Origin of the sequence: Rhizobium sp. Leaf384, from assembly GCF_001424065.1 — a bacterium.
Lineage (GTDB): Bacteria > Pseudomonadota > Alphaproteobacteria > Rhizobiales > Rhizobiaceae > Ferranicluibacter.
In genome coordinates, this window is record NZ_LMQE01000009.1 from 294,696 (window position 1) to 311,845 (window position 17,150).

General features: G+C 65.0%; 5 protein-coding genes and 1 pseudogene. 2 read left to right on the forward strand and 4 right to left on the reverse strand.

Annotated elements, in window-relative coordinates; all coding sequences use genetic code 11:
* Window positions 1-185: 185 nt before the first annotated feature.
* Window positions 186-7,211 carry a hypothetical protein gene (locus tag ASG25_RS20705; protein WP_062478807.1) on the reverse strand — a complete coding sequence of 2,342 codons (7,026 nt, stop codon included), beginning with the start codon at window positions 7,209-7,211 and terminating at the stop codon, window positions 186-188.
* A 403-nt stretch (window positions 7,212-7,614) separates the two neighbouring features.
* Between ASG25_RS20705 and ASG25_RS20710 the strand changes: the two genes are divergently transcribed.
* Window positions 7,615-9,093, forward strand: a complete 1,479-nt coding sequence (locus ASG25_RS20710) for an MDR family MFS transporter (protein WP_062478809.1) — start codon at window positions 7,615-7,617, stop codon at window positions 9,091-9,093.
* Between the two features lie 54 nt (window positions 9,094-9,147).
* Here the strand turns inward: ASG25_RS20710 and glf are convergent, their stop codons facing one another.
* From glf to ASG25_RS20725, 3 genes are all read right to left on the reverse strand, one after another.
* On the reverse strand, window positions 9,148-10,305 hold the full coding sequence (gene glf, locus ASG25_RS20715; RefSeq protein ID WP_062478812.1) for a UDP-galactopyranose mutase: 1,158 nt from the start codon (window positions 10,303-10,305) through the stop codon (window positions 9,148-9,150).
* Window positions 10,306-10,366: 61 nt separating this feature from the next.
* A complete protein-coding gene (locus ASG25_RS20720; RefSeq protein WP_062478815.1) occupies window positions 10,367-11,623 on the reverse strand; it encodes a hypothetical protein in 1,257 nt (418 codons plus the stop codon).
* A 94-nt stretch (window positions 11,624-11,717) separates the two neighbouring features.
* Entirely contained in the window at window positions 11,718-13,760 is a 2,043-nt protein-coding gene (locus tag ASG25_RS20725; protein WP_062478942.1) for a glycosyl transferase, read from the reverse strand.
* 632 nt (window positions 13,761-14,392) lie between these two features.
* Here ASG25_RS20725 and ASG25_RS23280 point away from each other — a divergent pair.
* A pseudogene (locus ASG25_RS23280) lies at window positions 14,393-14,938 on the forward strand (hypothetical protein); the annotation flags it as partial.
* Window positions 14,939-17,150 lie beyond the last annotated feature (2,212 nt).

A 17,150-nucleotide genomic window follows, 5' to 3' on the forward strand; every position in this document is an offset into this window, starting at 1 on the left:
GGGAGGAAGGGTCGAACGGCATGCGTCGCCGTCGGCCCCGGCATGAGACGCTCGAAACGGTGAAGGCCGCGTTGCGGCGATCCCGCGGTAAAGCCGATGGGGATAACATCGACATCCGTCCCGAGACGGCTCAGGCAGTGCCGTCTTTCGGACACACTGCCTGGCCCTCTCGGAACGGCTGCCGATCAGATGCTCAGCATCGACATAATCAGCGACGCGCTGTCGTCGCCGGGCGCAACGGACGTCGCCGCTAGGTCGATCGACGTGCTCGTCGCGGCGGAAGCCGAAGCAAGCCGGGCGCTGGAGCCGGCAGGGGCCGGCTGCGCGTTGATGGCCACGTCGGTCAGGGCCTGCAGCTGGGCCGGCGTCATGCCATCGATCTGGCCGGGGGTGAAAGCCTCCGCTTGCGCGACCGTCAAGCCGGCGATCGCACGCGTGCTCAAGCCGGAGATCGCGCTGCTGCCGAGCGCGATAATGTGTTCGGGCGAAAGCTGGAGAAGATCGTCCGGGCCGAGCGCCGCCGCCTGCATCAGGCCGAACGCACTGATCTGCGACGTCGAGAGCATGCCGATCTGCGCCGGGGTCAGCGCAGTGACCTGGCTGTAGCCAAGCGCTGCGACCTGGCCGGTCGTCAGTGCCGCGATGGCGCCCGACGACAAGGTGGCGACGAAGGCGGTGCTCAGTCCCTTGATGGACGTCGGAGCAATCGCCGCGACCTCCTGGGTGGAGAAGGTTGCCAGTTGCGTGGTGCTCAGGCCCGAAAGGCCGCTCTGGCTAAGGGCAGCAATCTGGCTGCTGGTCAGCATGTCCACCTGTTCGGTGCTGAGGGCGCCGAGCTGCGTGCTCGTCAGCCCGGCGATGGTTCCCGTCCCCAGCGCGGCGATTTCCGAGAGGGTGAGGGCCGCAACGAATGTCGTCGGCAGGCCCTTCACGGCGGTGGATGCCAGCGCCGCGATCTTGCCGGGCTTGAGTGTCTCCAAGCTGTCGGCCGTCAGTCCCGAGAGCGCATCCGCGCTCAAGGCAGCGATCTGCGCGGTCGACAGGAGCTGCATCTGCGCCGGGCTCAGCGCGCCGGCGTGGCTGCTGCCGAGACCCGCGAGGCCCTTTGTGCTCAGTGCACCGAACTGACCATCGGACAGGCCCGATATGTCCGCGGTCTTCAGCGCGCCGACCTGGCTTGATGTCAGGGCGCCGACCTGCGCGAGGCTCAGCGCCTCGATTTGGCCGGACGTCAGCGCCGCGATCTGCTGGGTGCCGAGCCCCGAAATGCCGCCTGTGCTCAAGGCGGCGATCTGCTGCGGGGTAAGTGTGGCAAGCATGGATGACGACAGACCCGAGACGGCTGTCGAACTGATGGAGGCGATGTCGCCGGTGCTGAAACTGTCGATATCATCCTGACCGAGGGCGGCCAGCTGCGCGGCGTTGAGAACCGCAATCTGCGCACCGGTCAGAGCCTCCGCCTGTTCGACACCGAGCGCTGCGATTTGCGCGGTAGCGAGACCGGAAATGCCGGCCGTGCTGAGGGCTGCAATCTGGCGTGTTGAAAGTGACGCGATCGCCGCCGTGGAGAGACCCGCCATTGCTTGGGAGCCGATGGCCGCGATCTGTGCCGTACCGAGAGTGTCGAGGGCTTCGGTGCCGAGGGCCGCCAGCTGACGGGAAGAGAGACTGCCGATCTGGGCCGGCGTCAGAGCCAGGATCTGGTTTTCGCTGAAGCCCGTGAGCAGAGCCACAGGAAGCCCCGCGATCCCGCTCGTCGAAAACGCGCTCAGCTGGATCGCCGACAGGAAGGCAATGTCTTCGGTTCCGAGCGCTGCAACCTGTTTGGACGAAAGCGCCGCGATCTGCGCCGTCGTCAGCACTTCGATCTGGGAACCCTGCAGCGATGCGATCTGGCCCGTCGTCAGCCCAGACACGCCGGCGGGGCTGAGCGCCGAGACCTGCTCGTTGGAAAGCGACGCGATCGCGGTGGAGGAGAGGCCGGACATCGCAGCCGATCCAAGGGCTGCCATATCCGCGGTCGAAAACCCGTGGAGATCTTCAAGAGCTAAGGCCGCGACCTGGGCCGAGCCGAGTGCGGCGACCTGCGTCGGCGTAAAGGCTGCCGTCTGCTCTGCGCTCAGGGCGGCGATCTGCGCGCTGCTCAGCCCCGTCATCCCGTCGGGACTGAGAGCCGCGATCTGGTGCGGCGCAAGAACGGCAACCGAGGCCGTCGTAAGCGCAGCGACCTGCCGCGAGCCGAGGGCCGCAAGTTGCGCGGTCGTCAGGGCCTCCAACTGGTCGTTCGACAGCGCCGCGACCTGCGCGCTGCCAAGGCTGGCGATGGTGCTTGGGCTGAACGCTGCAATTTGCTCGCCCGTCAGCGTGACAAGCGAAGCGGTGGCAAGACCCGCAACGGCGCTTGGCGAGATGGCCGCGATATCGGTAAGACTGAAGCGGGCGAGACCGCTCGATGCGAGTGCCGCCAGCTGCCTCGAGCCAAGAGCGGCGATCTGCACCCCGTTCAAGGCCTCGGCTTGATCCGCGCTGAGAGCGCCGATCTGCGGGCTCGTCAATCCGGCGACGCCGCCGCCGCTGAGCGCGGCAATCTGCGTCGTTGTCAGCGTCGCGACATCGCTCGTGGCGAGAACGGCAACCTGCCGCGAACTCAAGGCTGCGATCTGTGCGGTGCCCATCGCCTGCACCTGGGTGCTGCTCAGATGCGCAATCAACAAGGTGCTGAGGCCGCTGATTCCGGCAAGGCTGATCGCGGCGATCTGATCGCTGGAAAGAGCGGCGATCGCCTGCGGGTTCAGGCCCGACATTGCGTCGGACGAGAGAGCGCCGAGGTTGCCCGCCGCAATGGCCTGGATATCGCCGGCGCCGAGGACCGCCGTCTGCCGGGCCGTCAGGGCACCCAACTGCGACCGCGTCAATGCCGCGATCTGGTCACTGCCCAGAGCGTCGACCTGGCGCGAGCCGAGCGCTGCCACGGCCGCCGTGCTGAGCGCAGCGATCTTGTCGGTGGTCAGCGACGCCATCGTGTCCGTGGACAGACCGACGACGGCTGCGGGATCGATCGCGGCCATTTCGCGTGTCGAGAACGTCGCCAGCGCATCGGACGAAAGGGCCGCCAGCTGGGCGGAGTTCAGTGCCGCGATCTGAATGCGGGTCAGAGCTTCCACCTGGTCCGTCCGCAGCGTCGCCAGCTGGCGGGTGGTCATGCCACGGATACCCGATGCGCTCAGAGCGGCCATCTGGTCGGTCGAAAGCGCGGCAAGGCTGTCCGTCGTCAGGCCGGCGATCGCGTCCGACGTGATGGCGGCGATGTCCTTGGTGGAGAACGTCGAGAGGCCGACCGACGGAAGGACCGACACCTGCCGGGAGGTGAGATAGCCAACCTGGGCACTGGTCAGCGCCTCCGCCTGGGCCGACGTCAGCACGGACATCTGCTGCGAGGTAAAGCCCGCAACCGCCGTGCTGGAAAGGGCCGCGATCTGGGCGGTGGAAAGAACCGAGACGCCGGACGTGGTGAGAGCGCCGATCTGGGCGGAACCGAGTGCGGCAACTTGACGTGTCGTCAGATTGACGAGCTGATCCGTCCCGAGGGCCATGACCTGCGCATTCGACAGCCCGCCGATCGCGCTGCTGCTGAGGGAGGCGATGCGTTGCGCGGCAAGCGCACGAAGATCTGCTGTAGTGAGGCCGCTCATCTGCTGCGACGTCAGCGCGCCGAGCTGGGCCGAGGTCAGGGCGGCCATCTGCGCATCGGTCAGCGCGGCAACCTGATCGGCGCTCAGCGCACTCACGGCCGCGGTCGTGATCACGGCAACCTGACCCGTGGAGAAGGCCGAGATCTTCGTCGAGAGCGCGGCGACCTGGCCCGGCGTCAGCTGCAGGATCTGGGACGGGGAAAGAGCGGCCAGCTGCGCGGTGGACAGCGCGGACGCCTGTGCCGTCGACAGTCCGGGCAGCGCTGCCGTGCCGAGCGCGGCGATCTGCTGGGTGGACAGGGCAGCAACGACATCCCGACCGAGGCCTGACAGCGCCTGGCTTCCGAGCGCCGCGATGTTGGCGGTCGGGAAAGCCGCGATGTCCTCGACCTCGAGGGCGCCCATCTGCGCAGCGCTCAAGATCTTGACTTGGGACACGGACAGCGCCGCGAACTGGCCAGACCCCATGGCCGCCAGTTGCGAGATCGTCAGCTTCGCCACGGCATCCGCCGTCAAGGCGCGGATCTGGGCCGTGGTCAGGCCTTCCATCACGTCGCCGCCGAGACCGGAGATGCCCGCGGGGCTGATGGCGGCCATGTCTGCCGTCGAGAACGTCGCAAGATCTTGGGGTCCGAGTGCGGCGAGCTGTCCGGCCGTCAAGGCACGGATCTGCGTGACCGACAGCGCCTCGACCTGTGCCGTGCCGAGCGCTCCGACCTGGGCTGCGGTCAAACTGGTGATGGCCGCCGTACCCAAGGCGGCGATCTGCGCCGTGCCGAGCGAGGCGATGACATCGGCACCGAGTCCGGGAATGGCGCGACCGCCGAGCGCGGCGATCTTGGCTGTCGAGAAGGCTGCGAGATCGCCGGCATCGAGTGCGCCGACCTGCTGCGCGGTCAGCTGCACGACTTGCCCGGTGCTCAGGGCCGCCAGCTGCGCCGTGCTCAACGCGACGATCTGGCCCGTGGTCAGGACGGGGACGGTGCTCGTGCCGAGCGCGGCCACCTGCGCGGTCGAAAGCACGCCGATCTGCTCGGACGACAAGGCGGCAACCTGTGTCGCACGCAGAGCTGCGATCTGTGAGGTGGTCAACGCCGCGATCTGGCTGGTCGTCAGGGCCGCAAGGTTGAGCCCCTGGACGGCGGAGGTGGTGATTGCGGCGACATCGTCCGCCGAGAAGGTGGCGAGCGACTCTTCGCCGAGGCCCGAAAGCTGAACGGCATTGAGCGCGGCCATCTGCGACGGTGACAGGGATTCGATCTGCGCGGTGCTCATCGCAGCCAGCTGGGTCTTCGTCAGGCCGGATATCTGGGCGGTCGTCAGGGCTGCGATCTGGCCGGTCGAGAGCGTTGCGGCCACCTCCGCCGTCAGCCCGGACAGTGCCGATTTGGAGATTGCGCCGATAACGTCCGTCGATATGGCGGCAAGATCGTCCGCACCCAGTGCGGAAAGCTGGAGCGCGGTCAGAGCCCTCAGCTGGTCCGTCGAGAGGGCGGCGACCTGCTCGGTCTGCAGGGCGTCGATCTGGGACGTGTTCAGGCTCGCGACGACGCTGGTGCTGAAAGCAGCGATCTGTGCAGCGGAAAGCGCGGCGAGCGTGTCGGTCTGAAGACCCGCAATCGCCCTGTTGGTCAGGGCGGCCATATCATCGGTGGAGAAGGTCTGGACCGCCGCCGTGCTGAGCACGGCGAGCTGTGCCGCAGAGAGTGCGCGCACCTGGACGGAGGTGAGGGCCTCCACCTGCTCCGTGCTCAACGCCGCCATCTGTTGCGTCGTCAGGGCGGTGGTCTGGCTCGAGGTCAGGGCGGCGATCTGGGCGGTGGACAGAACGCCGATGGCATCGGCGCGAAGACCCTTGATCGCGGATGTCGAAAGGCCGGCCAAAGCTGCCGTCGAAAAAGAAGACAGCGCGCTTTCGCTGAGCGCTGCAATCTGGGTCGATGTCAGCGCCCGGGTCTGGCTCGACGTCAGGACGGCCGTCTGCTCGGTGCTCAAGCTTCCGATCTGCTGCGTGGTCAGGCTTCCGAGTGCCTGAGAGCCGAGCTTGGCGATCTGAGCGGTGGAAAGGGCGGCGAACTGGTTGATCCCCCAGCCGGTGATCTGCGCGGCGCCGAGAGCGGCAACTTGCGATGGCAGCAGGGCAGCGAGGTGATCGGTGGTCAGGGCGTTGACCTGCGTGCTCGTCAGGACGGCGACGGTTGCCGTGCTGAGCGCCACGAGCTGGGCCGCAGACAGGGCGGCCACGACAGCGGTGCTCAAGCCCTGCACAGCCTTTCCGTTAATGGCGGCGATGTCGGTCGTGGAGAAATTGGCAATGTCGCCGGCATCGAGCGCAGCAAGCTGGGCCGTCCCGAGCGCCTTGACCTGCACAGGCGTCAGGGCCGTCAGCTGCGCATCGTTCAGCGCGCCGATCTGCGCACTGGTGAGCGCGCTGATGACGCTTGTACCGAGCGCGGCAACCTGAGCGGTGGTCAGTCCGGCGATCGCGTCGGGACGAACACCACCAAAGGCCTGGCCGGTCAGGACAGACATCGCCGTCGTCGACAGAGCGCCGATCCCATCGGAGGAGAGAGCGGCAAGCTGCGTCGAGCTTAGGGCCTTCACCTGCAGAGAGGAGAGGGCGGCGAGCTGGTCCTTGCCAAGGGCGGCAACCTGAGACGGCGCCAGCGATGCGAGAGACCGGGATGCCAGAGCGTTGATCTGGATCGTCGAGAGGGCTGCGACCTGCGCCGTGCCGAGCGTCGCCAGCTGCGTACCGCTGAGCGCGCCGGCCTGGCCGGAGGACAGGGCGGACAGCTGCTCGTCGGACAGCCTTGCAATCTGAAGACCGGTAACGGCCCGTGTGGTGATGGCGCCGATGTCGTCGAGCGACAAGACGGCGATGTCCTCGGCTTCGAGCGCGGCGATCTGGAGGGATCCGAGGGCCGAAACCTGTGACGAGGTCAGCGCCTCGACCTGGTCCCGGGTCAGGGCCGTGATCTGATCGGTTGACAGACTGGCGACGGCACCCGTGTTCAGCGCGGAAATCTGGTCTGTCGTGAGTGAAGAAAGCACATTCAGCTGCAGTCCCCGGATGGCGGAACTCGAGATCGCATTGATATCGGCCGTCGAAAAGGTCGCCAGATCTTCCGGGCTGAGGGCCGCCAGCTGATCGCTGGTCAGCGCCTTGATCTGGGCGGGCGTCAGGGCCTCTGCCTGATCTGCCGTCAGTGCGCCGATCTGCGCCGTGGACATGCCGCTCACCTGGGTCGAAGAGAGCGCTTCGATGCCCGCCTTGTGCAGAACGCTCAACTGATCGAGCGTCAGACCGACGATGGCCGCGCGGGAGATCGCATTCAGTTGCTCGGTGCTGAGCACCTCGACGTCCTCGACGTCGAGCGCCGCGATCTGGGTGGAGGAGAGCGCTCTGATCTGCAGCGTTGAAAGGGAGCTGACATCCTCCGTGGTCCAGGCGGCAACCGCGGGCGCAGACAGGGATCGGATCTGCGTGACGCTCAGGCCGGAAGCAATTGTCGTCATAGCATCGATCCCCGTTCGACGGGCACACGGTCGCTCGGTGCCCAATCTGCCTGCCAACAGGCAAAGCCATCTTCCGGACGCGCACGATCAAAGAGCCCGTGGACGCGACGGTTGCTTCATCGGGTATCGGCTTTGGCTTGCTTGAGCCTGATGCGGTCCGGCCATGGGAAGCGACGTCCAAGCGCAGCATGGTCCCGTCGCGTGCGAAAACCGTAAGTTTTACAGACTATCGGCCTTGACCGCCGGGGGTAACAGGTCCAGTTCAAGGCTGCGGGATCCGATCCCGACCGACGCCGCGCTGGCATGTTCCCTCGACATCCGCGCGCATGCATCGCGCGACTGACGGCCGTCCGACCGCCGAGTTTCTCCCATTGCGCCCCCGGAGGCGCTCCGGAACCGATTGATGAGTGAAAAACGGGTTCATCGCGGCCTCGTCGTTGCTGCAATCATGGCCAGCATGGCGATGATTGCGATCGAGGCGACAATCGTCTCGACCGCCATGCCGCAGATTGCCGCGCAGCTGGGTCAGCTCAATCTCTACAGCTGGGTCTTCTCTTCCTTTCTGCTGACGCAGACAGCCACCACCGTCGTCTTCGGCAAGCTGTCGGATATCTACGGCCGCAAGCCGATCGTGCTGTTCGGCATCGCTGTGTTCCTGCTGTCCTCGCTGCTTGCGGGCTTTGCCTGGTCCATGCCGTCGATGATCGCCTTCCGTCTGCTCCAGGGCGTCGGCGCCGGCGCCATCCAGCCGGTCGCCATGACGATCGTCGGCGATCTGTTTCCCGGTCGCGAGCGCGGCAAGGTTCAGGGCTATCTGGCAAGCGTGTGGGCGTTGTCGGCAGTGGTCGGTCCGCTGCTCGGCAGCTTCATCATCCACGCCTTGCCTTGGGCTTGGGTCTTCTGGATCAACATCCCCGTCGGCATCCTGGCCGCCTTCGGCTTCATGCGCTTTCTGCACGAGGAAAAGCAGACGCGCACGGCATCGATCGACATCCTTGGTGCCGTCCTCTTTGCCGTTTCCATCTCCGCGTTGATGGTGGCCCTGACCGAGGTGGAGGCCGCGACGCCGGTCTACACCATTGTTGCGGTGCTGGTGTTCGTCGCCAGCCTCGGCCTGTTTCTCTGGCAGGAGCGTCGTGCGGAAGCCCCGATGGTCGCGCCCGATCTCTGGCTGCGCCGGCCCATCGCGGCCTCCAACATCGCCATCTTCTTTGCCAGCATGGCCATCATGGGGCTGACGACGTTCCTGCCCATGTATGTCCAGACGGTGCTCGATCGGTCGCCGCTCGTCGCAGGCTTTGCATTGACGATGCTTTTGATCGGTTGGCCGGCCGGCGCGACCTTCGCGTCGCGCATGTTCCCCCGCTTCGGGCTCCGTCCGATCATGGTCGTTGCGAGCCTCGTCATTCCGGTCGGCGCCTTCATGCTCGTGCTGCTCACGCCCGACAGTTCGCCGGCACAGGCTGGTGCAGGCTCGCTGGTCATGGGTATCGGCATGGGCCTGCTCAACATTTGCGCGCTGGTCATCACCCAGGAGAGCGTCGGCTGGTCGCAACGCGGCAGTGCCACGGCCTCCAACGTGTTCTCGCGCAATCTCGGCAGCACGCTTGGCGCCTCGATACTCGGTGCCGTCCTCAGCTACGGCCTTGCCCATGCCGGCGGCATGGGGGCGATCACGCCCGAGCAGTTGCGCGGCCTGCTGGACGGAACGGCGGCTGCCGCCATCGACGTGACGCCCGTCCGCATGGCGCTGCAGGCAGCGCTTCACGTTACCTTCCTGGTGATGTTCCTGATGACGATCCTGATCGTTCCGGTCTGCCTCTGGGTGCCGAAGCTCCTCGAGCAGGACCATCCCGCAGACGCGGTCGAAGGCCGCGCCTGACTGCCCGCCGATCCCACGGCAACGGCCCGATCGGCGTTGCCGAAGCCCGTCGTCTCAGAGCGGGGAATGCAGGAAGGCGGGGACCGGCGCGTTTTCAGCGGTGTTCTTCAGGTAGAGTGCCGCCGTGTCCAGAGCTTCCCGGATCGTCACGTCCATATCGAGATACCGATAGGTGCCGAGGCGACCGACAAAGGTGACGGCGGTTTCCGCTTCGGCCCGCTCGATATACGAGGCGAGCAACTGCTTCTCCTCGACCAGCCGGATCGGGTAGAAGGGGACGTCGTCTTCGCCGCAAAGACGTGAGAATTCGCGATAGCAGACCGATCCCTTCGGGCTCTCCCACGGCGAAAAGTGCTTGTGCTCGGTGATGCGGGTGTAAGGCACCTCCGCGTCGCCATAATTCATGACCGCACAGCCCTGATAGTCGCCCTCGTAGGTAAAGCGCTCGAAGTCGAGCGTCCGATATCCCAGCCGGCCCATCTCGTAGTTGAAGTAGCCGTCGAGAGGGCCCGAATAGAAGACATGGTCATAAGCCTCGTTCTGCGCCTTGTCGAAGCGGGTCCCCAGTCGAACGGTGATGCCGGGGTGATCGAGGATGCCGGCCACCATGTCGGTGTAGCCGTTTTCCGGCATGCCCTGAAACCGATGGAAAAAGTAATTGTCGTCGTAGTTGAAGCGCACCGGAAGGCGCTTGAGGATGGAGGCCGGCAACTGCGTGGGCGAGCAGCCCCACTGTTTCTCGGTATAACCCTTGAAGAACGCCTCGTAGAGTTCGCGACCGACGAACCGCAGGGCCTGCTCTTCGAAGGTCTGCGGATCGGAAATGGTCTTGTCGGCCCTCTCCTCAATGAAGGCGCGGGCCTCGTCGGGCCGAAACGTCTTGCCGAAAAACTGGTTAATGGTGTGCAGGTTGACCGGCAGGGAAAACACCTGCTCGTCGACCGTCGTCTTCACCCGGTTCTTGTAGGGCATGAACGTCTGAAAGCGGTTGACGTAGGTCCAGACCTCTTCGTCATCCGTATGGAAGATGTGCGGGCCATAGACATGCACCATGACGCCGGTATCCGCATCGCGCTCGCTGTAGCAGTTTCCGGCGATATGGTCGCGAACGTCGAAGATCTCGACGCGGTAACCCGCGAGCGCCAGTTCCCGCCCGATGACGGCGCCTGAAAGGCCGGCGCCGACGATTGCAATTTTCCCGTTCCCGCCCATGTCGTGTCCTCGTTTTTTTCGTTCTTGGTCCGTGCCGCTCCGGCAAAGACATATCGCGTGATCAGGCCGCCGCCAGGTTGCTCCGCATCAAGGCGTCGTATCCATCGATCAAGCGATCGAGCGCAAGGCCGTTCTCCTGGGGTCCGAAGCTCAGATGGCTGACGGTGAAGTCGGAATAGATGGCCGTGGGGCGGTTCAGATAATTCGGCAGATCGACGGTCAAGGCATATTCATCATCGCATTTCGGCAGCGCCATGTGCACGAGATCCCGGCCCAGCCACGCGATGAAATTGATCGACTGCCGCTCCTGCCAGTCGATGACGGCGCTGGGCAACGGCAAGGATTTTTCCGTTTTGCTGAGGAAGTATTCGTGAAGCTGCATCGCGCGCTCCGCGCTCTGCCACAGGCTTCCACCAAAACCGCCCGGCGGACGCTCGAAGCGGCCGAGCGTGGCGGGGAGGGACCCGGCTTCCTGCTGCCAGTAGGCGCAGACGCCATTGTTGACGACATTGGCGGAGACGATGAAATAATGCGGATTGTCGCGGCGGAAGGCGATGAACTTGCTGAGATTGTCGAGATCGAGATAAACGACGTCGTCGTCGCATTTCAGGAAGACGGCGTCAGAAAATTCCGTCAGTCGCTTGGTATAGTAGCTGTAGGCCTGCCAGTACGGCGTCGTCTCGTTTTCGTTGCCGACATAGCGGCGGACCGGGCTCTGCACGTCGCAGAGTTCGAGATCGGAGCCCCAGCCGCCGCGCACCATGATCGAGGCACCGCCCGGCAGCTGGATATCCGGCCACGACCCGACCATGACGCCGTTGACGTGTAGCGTGGGAACGCCGGCGGGATCGAGGCTGAGAACGACATGGTTGGCGAGACCCGGCGACAGCACGCCGGGCGTCGATCGGGTCCAGAGCAGGGGATGGGTGTCGCGCGTGAAGCTCGTGAGGTCCCGCTCCGTGATGCGACGGAGCGCGGAATGCGTGTTGTTCCAGCCGCCGACGACGAGTTCGTAGGAATCGCTTGTCTTGTCGTGGGGAATGATTGCGATGTGCAGGTCGCTCTGGATCTTTGCCGTCGTGCGGAACGAGGACTGGCGGCTGACCGACCCCTTCTGCTGGTAGGACGCATTCGGCCCCATGAAGCGGACCGGTCCGAATTCCTTGGTGACCCAGGCCCGATCGTCGGCCGAGCGGGTAAAATCCCAGATGTGCCATTCGTCGATGATGCCCGCATCCAGCGCCTTGCGGATGTACTGGGTCAGGATCTCCATCCGCTGCTGGCGGCCGGCAAAGGTGACCAAAATCACGGGGTTCATGTCATTGCCCTCTCGTCGATATCATCAATTGTCGGCTGCGGCGTGATCGCCGGAGCGCACCTTCCGTCATCCGTCCCCCCGGACGGACGGCCTGTCAGTCGGTTTCGGTCCAGAACCGGGTATCCCGCGCAACCGGGGCATAGGCGTTCCGCTGCGCAAGTTCCTGGCGATAGCGCTCCCGGTAGCTCGCCTCGGTCTCGAACTCGATCGGCTCGGACAGAAACTCGACGCCGACTTCGTAGTAGATGTCGAGATTGTCGAGGCGCGGGACCGGGATTTCGCCGCGCTCGGCCTCGCCCTGCATCTGCCAGTACAGCGTCTCCAGACGGGCGACGAGAGCCGGGATATCGCGCAGGGCGCAGGTTTCTCGCTGCGCTTGCAGCGATTGACGGACGCTCGACAGGCTCTCGCGATTGTGCGCATAGCCGATCGCCTTGGCGACATAGGCATCCGGCGTTTCGCAGATCATCTCCGGGATGCCGGCGGCGTGGAGAATGCTGCTGCAGAAGCGCGAGGCGAAACCCTTGCCGCGGAGCGTGAGCACCGGCAGGCCCATCGTGACCGCGTCGGCCGCCGTGGAATGGGCGCCATAGGGGAATGTGTCGAGGAAAAGATCGGCCACGCCGATGCGGGCCAGGTGAAAGGCGTTGGGAGCCTTGGGCGCGAAGATCAGGCGATCCGCATCCACGCCGTGGTCGATCGCAAGCTGGCGGAGCCGCTGGTTGACCGGCTCCGAAGCGCCGAGAAGCCAGAGAACGCTTCCGGGTACGGCCAGGAGGATCGTCATCCAGCGCGAGAAACAGGCCGCCGTTGTCTTCTGGGAGCCGTTGAAGCAGGCAAACACGAAGGCATCGTCCGGAAGTCCGGCCTCCTGCCGCGTCGGGCGCGCCGCGATCTTGCGCTTGCGGTCCACCGGCTGGTTGCAGGGGATGCGCAGCACTTTTTCGGTGTAGTAGAGTTCGTTCTGCGGCGGGATGATCTGCTCGTCGGCGATGATGTATTGATGAACGGGGCTCGCCATGGTTCCGGGATACCCGCAGAAATTGACGATGACCGGGGCGGGGCGGTAGGCGAAGATCTTGGTGCGTGCGTGCTTGGTATAGCCGTTGACATCCACCAGAATATCGATGCCGTCGGCACAGATCTGCTTGGCGGCATCGAGGTCGCTCAGGGCCCCGATATCGTGCCAGTGATCGACGGCTGCCTGGATACGGGTCTGTGTCGCGTCGCCGGTGCGCGCCTCGCCGCAGTAGTAGGCGAACACCTCGACGCGTTCCTTGTCGTGCAGCTCAAGCACTTCGCTCAGCGCGAAGCCGACGGCATGGTCGCGCAGGTCGGACGAGACGTAGCCGATCCGAAGCCGCTCGGCCGTGCCGGATTTCTGGCGCGGAGATGGTTTCAGAATATCGCGGGCGTGGACGCGACCGACGAGATGCTTGTTGTAGCGATAGGCCTTCGCCATCTGGAAAATCGGGTCGTCCGTGTAGCAGGCGAGGGGGAGCGGCGAAAACGCTTCCAGGAGCTGCCGGTTCGTCACATATTCCGAGGGCGTGAGGATCGGCCATTTGCACTGGTGCTGGCGGGTCGACAGCCAGTGCTGCGCAGCCTCCGTACGGTCCGGCCGCAGTTCAACCGCCTGCCAGAGAATGGCTTCCGCATCCTCCAGAAGTCCGACGCTCTCCATGACGCGGCCGATGTGCTGGAGCGCCATCAGGCGGTAACCGATCTTTTCCGGCGTGATCTCCTGCGTCGCAGCGACATATTGCTGCCATTGCTGAACGGCCTGCGCGTTCAGGCCGCTGTCTTCATAGGTGCGGCCGAGATTGATGCGGGCCTGCCCCATCTGCGGCGAGATCTTCAGGCTCGCCTGGAGCGCATTGATGGCGCCGGGCATGTCGTCCATCGCCCGCAACGTGACGGAATAGTTGAAATAGGCGAGATGCAGGACCGGGCTGTTGTCGTTGAAGGCAATCCAGGTGCTGTAAAGTTTGGCAGCCGCAGCCGTCTGCTGAACGGTGTTCAGCTCTTCGGCGATCTGGAAGAGTTCCAGAAGCGAGAGCTGCTGCTGACGTGCGCGCTCGAGCGCCACAGCAAGCATCGACTGGTGTGCTGAGGCAAAGGTATTGTGCATAACCATGGACATCACATTGATCGTGGGCTCGAGGCCGCATTTCGGGACGCTGAGAGCTTGACAACTAGCGGCGTTGCCTTGCCTTGAGCTTGCGGCCGCAGCGCATCATAAATGTAAAACAGTCTTTCCCGGAAAGTCTTCTTGTTCTCGACAAGGCTGCGCCAAAGAATGCATACAGGCGCAATGAAAGCTCCACCTCCGCGCAAGTTTGTCAAGCTACCGACTATAGCGAGGTCTAAACACTTTCTTTATTCTGCGCTTTAACTGAAAATTAGAAGGTGGGGCTTAAAAATCGCGATGTGGGTTGTGTGCTATTTCCTCCCGCGGGATCTAGCGGCGTCCATAGGGGAAAATCAAAGACTTCGAATGTATTGATACCATAGGTGTGGGAAGCAGAGGTCTTACTCTGCATGCATGATGCCGCCCCCACGTCAGGCTCTTACGAGCCATGTTTCCAGATATTCTTTCCGCTCGAACGAGCGCCACCCTGTGCCTAGCCCATTGGAGCAGGCAGCAGCATCGGCGATCGTTTGAAGATGCCCGGCGCATCCAAGGCTCTGTGACGCGAGGCTTCGCCTTCCGCCGCAGGCATCGGAGAGGAACGAATATTAATCTTTGAACGATGAAGGCGCGCACCCATGACCTCGATTGTATCTTCACTCAGCGTTAAACAGATCCAGTCCCTCAATACGTCCACGATCGCGTCGTTCACGACCAGCGATGTGGGTGCACTGACATCGGCGCAGATTGCCGCTTTTTCATCCCAGCAGATCGCAGCCTTCACCACGGACGACCTCTCGGCTTTCAGCACGACGCAGCTTCGCGCGGTGTCGGCGTCCGCCGTCACGGGCCTGACCGCCGGCCAGCTCGCCGTCCTCGACAGCACCAAGCTCGCGACGCTCGTGTCCAGCCAGGTTGCAGCTCTCACCTCGGCGCAGGTCGCCTCTCTTTCCTCCGGCCAGCTTGACGGCCTGACGACCGCGCAGCTCGGCGCCCTGTCGTCTGCCGCACTGGCGGGCTTTGCCACCGAAGACATGGCGACCATCTCGTCSACCGAGATCTCGGCCCTSAGCGCCAAGGCTCTKGCCGGTCTTTCCACGGCMAACTTCGCCGTGCTGACCTCCACCCAGCTCGGCGGTCTGACGACGGCCCAGGCCGGCGCGCTCGGTACCGCCCAGATCAAGNGCCGGTCTTTCCACGGCCAACTTCGCCGTGCTGACCTCCACCCAGCTCGGCGGTCTGACGACGGCCCAGGCCGGCGCGCTCGGTACCGCCCAGATCAAGGCGCTGTCCACCGACCAGATCAGCGGCCTGACCACCGCCCAGATCGGTGCGCTCACCTCCGCCCAGATCGGCGCCCTGACCACGGATGGCCTTGCCTCCTTCTCCACCGACCAGGTCGCAGCCCTCAGCGCGGCTGCCGTCGCTGCCCTGTCGTCGGCCCAGGTCAGTGCCCTGTCCTCCACCAAGCTTGATGCCTTCAGCACCAAGCAGCTGGCGGCCCTGTCCACCGGCGCCGTTGCAGGCCTTGCGACCGAAGACATGGCGACCATCTCSTCGACCGAGATCTCGGCCCTCAGCGCCAAGACCCTCGCCAGCATCGCCACGGCCAACTTCGCCGTGCTGACCTCCACCCAGCTCGGTGCCCTGACCACCGCGCAGACCGGTGCCCTGACCTCCAGCCAGATCAAGGTCCTGTCCACCGCCCAGATCGACGGCCTGTCCACCGCGCAGGTCGCCGTGCTCACCTCCGCACAGATCGGCGCCCTGACCACCGACGGCATCGCCTCCTTCTCCACCGATCAGGTGGCCGCTCTCAGCGCGGCCGGCGTCGCGGCCCTSTCGTCTGCCCAGGTCAGTGCCCTCAGCACCACCCAGCTCAACGCCTTCACCACAACCCAGCTGGCTGCCCTGTCCTCGGCCGCCGTCGCCGGCCTCGACACCGACGACGTCGCCACCATCTCGTCYGCCGAGATCTCCGCCATCAACGCCAAGACGCTGGCCGGCCTCTCCACCGCAACCTTTGCCGCCCTCACGTCCACCCAGCTCGGTGGCCTGACGACCGCACAGACCGCAGCCCTGTCGACCGCCCAGATCAAGGCTCTCTNCACCACCCAGCTCAACGCCTTCACCACAACCCAGCTGGCTGCCCTGTCCTCGGCCGCCGTCGCCGGCCTCGACACCGACGACGTCGCCACCATCTCGTCTGCCGAGATCTCCGCCATCAACGCCAAGACGCTGGCCGGCATCTCCACCGCAACCTTTGCCGCCCTCACGTCCACCCAGCTCGGTGGCCTGACGACCGCACAGACCGCAGCCCTGTCGACCGCCCAGATCAAGGCTCTCTCCACCGCCCAGATCGACGGCCTGACCACGGCACAGATCTCCGTTCTGACATCGAGCCAGATCGGCGCGCTCAGCACCGACGGTGTCGCCTCGCTCTCGACCGATCAGGTCGCAGCCCTCAGCGCCAAGACGATCACGGCCCTTTCGAGCGCCCAGGTCGGCGCCATGAGCTCGACCCAGATCGGCGCGCTCAATGCGACCCAGATCGCAAACCTCGGCTCGGAAGAGCTGGCCGCCATGTCCTCCGACGATCTGGCAGCCTTCTCCACGGACGAGATTGCAGCGCTCAGCTCCAAGGCCATCGTCGGCCTGTCCTCCAGCGTCATCGCAGCCCTGTCCACCGACAAGATCGCCGCCCTCAACGCTGCAAGCGTCGGCGCCCTGTCGTCTGCCCAGGTCAATGCCCTGTCCTCCGCCCAGCTCGATGCCTTCAGCACCGCGCAGCTTTCGGCCCTGTCCTCCACCGCGGTTGCCGGTCTCGAAACGGGTGACATCGCAACGATCTCCTCCACCGAGATCTCCGCGCTCAACGCCAAGACGCTCGCCAGCCTGTCCACGGCCAACTTCGCCGTCCTCTCCTCCACCCAGCTCGGCGCCCTGACGACCGCACAGACCGCAGCCCTGACCGCAGCCCAGGTTCGCACCCTGAGCACGGCCCAGATCGACGGCCTGTCGACCACCCAGGTGGCGGTCCTCACCTCCGCCCAGGCAAGCGCGCTGACCACGGATGGCGTGGCCTCGCTCTCCACCGACCAGGTTGCCGTGCTGAGCACGTCCGCCGTCGCAGCGCTGTCGTCTGCCCAGATCGGTGCCCTGTCCTCCACCCAGCTCGGTGCCTTCAGCACCGCGCAGCTTTCGGCCCTGTCGTCTGCCGCACTGGCGGGCTTTGCCACCGAAGACATGGCGACCATCTCGTCSACCGAGATCTCGGCCCTSAGCGCCAAGGCTCTGGCCGGTCTTTCCACGGCMAACTTCGCCGTGCTGACCTCCACCCAGCTCGGCGGTCTGACGACGGCCCAGGCCGGCGCGCTCGGTACCGCCCAGATCAAG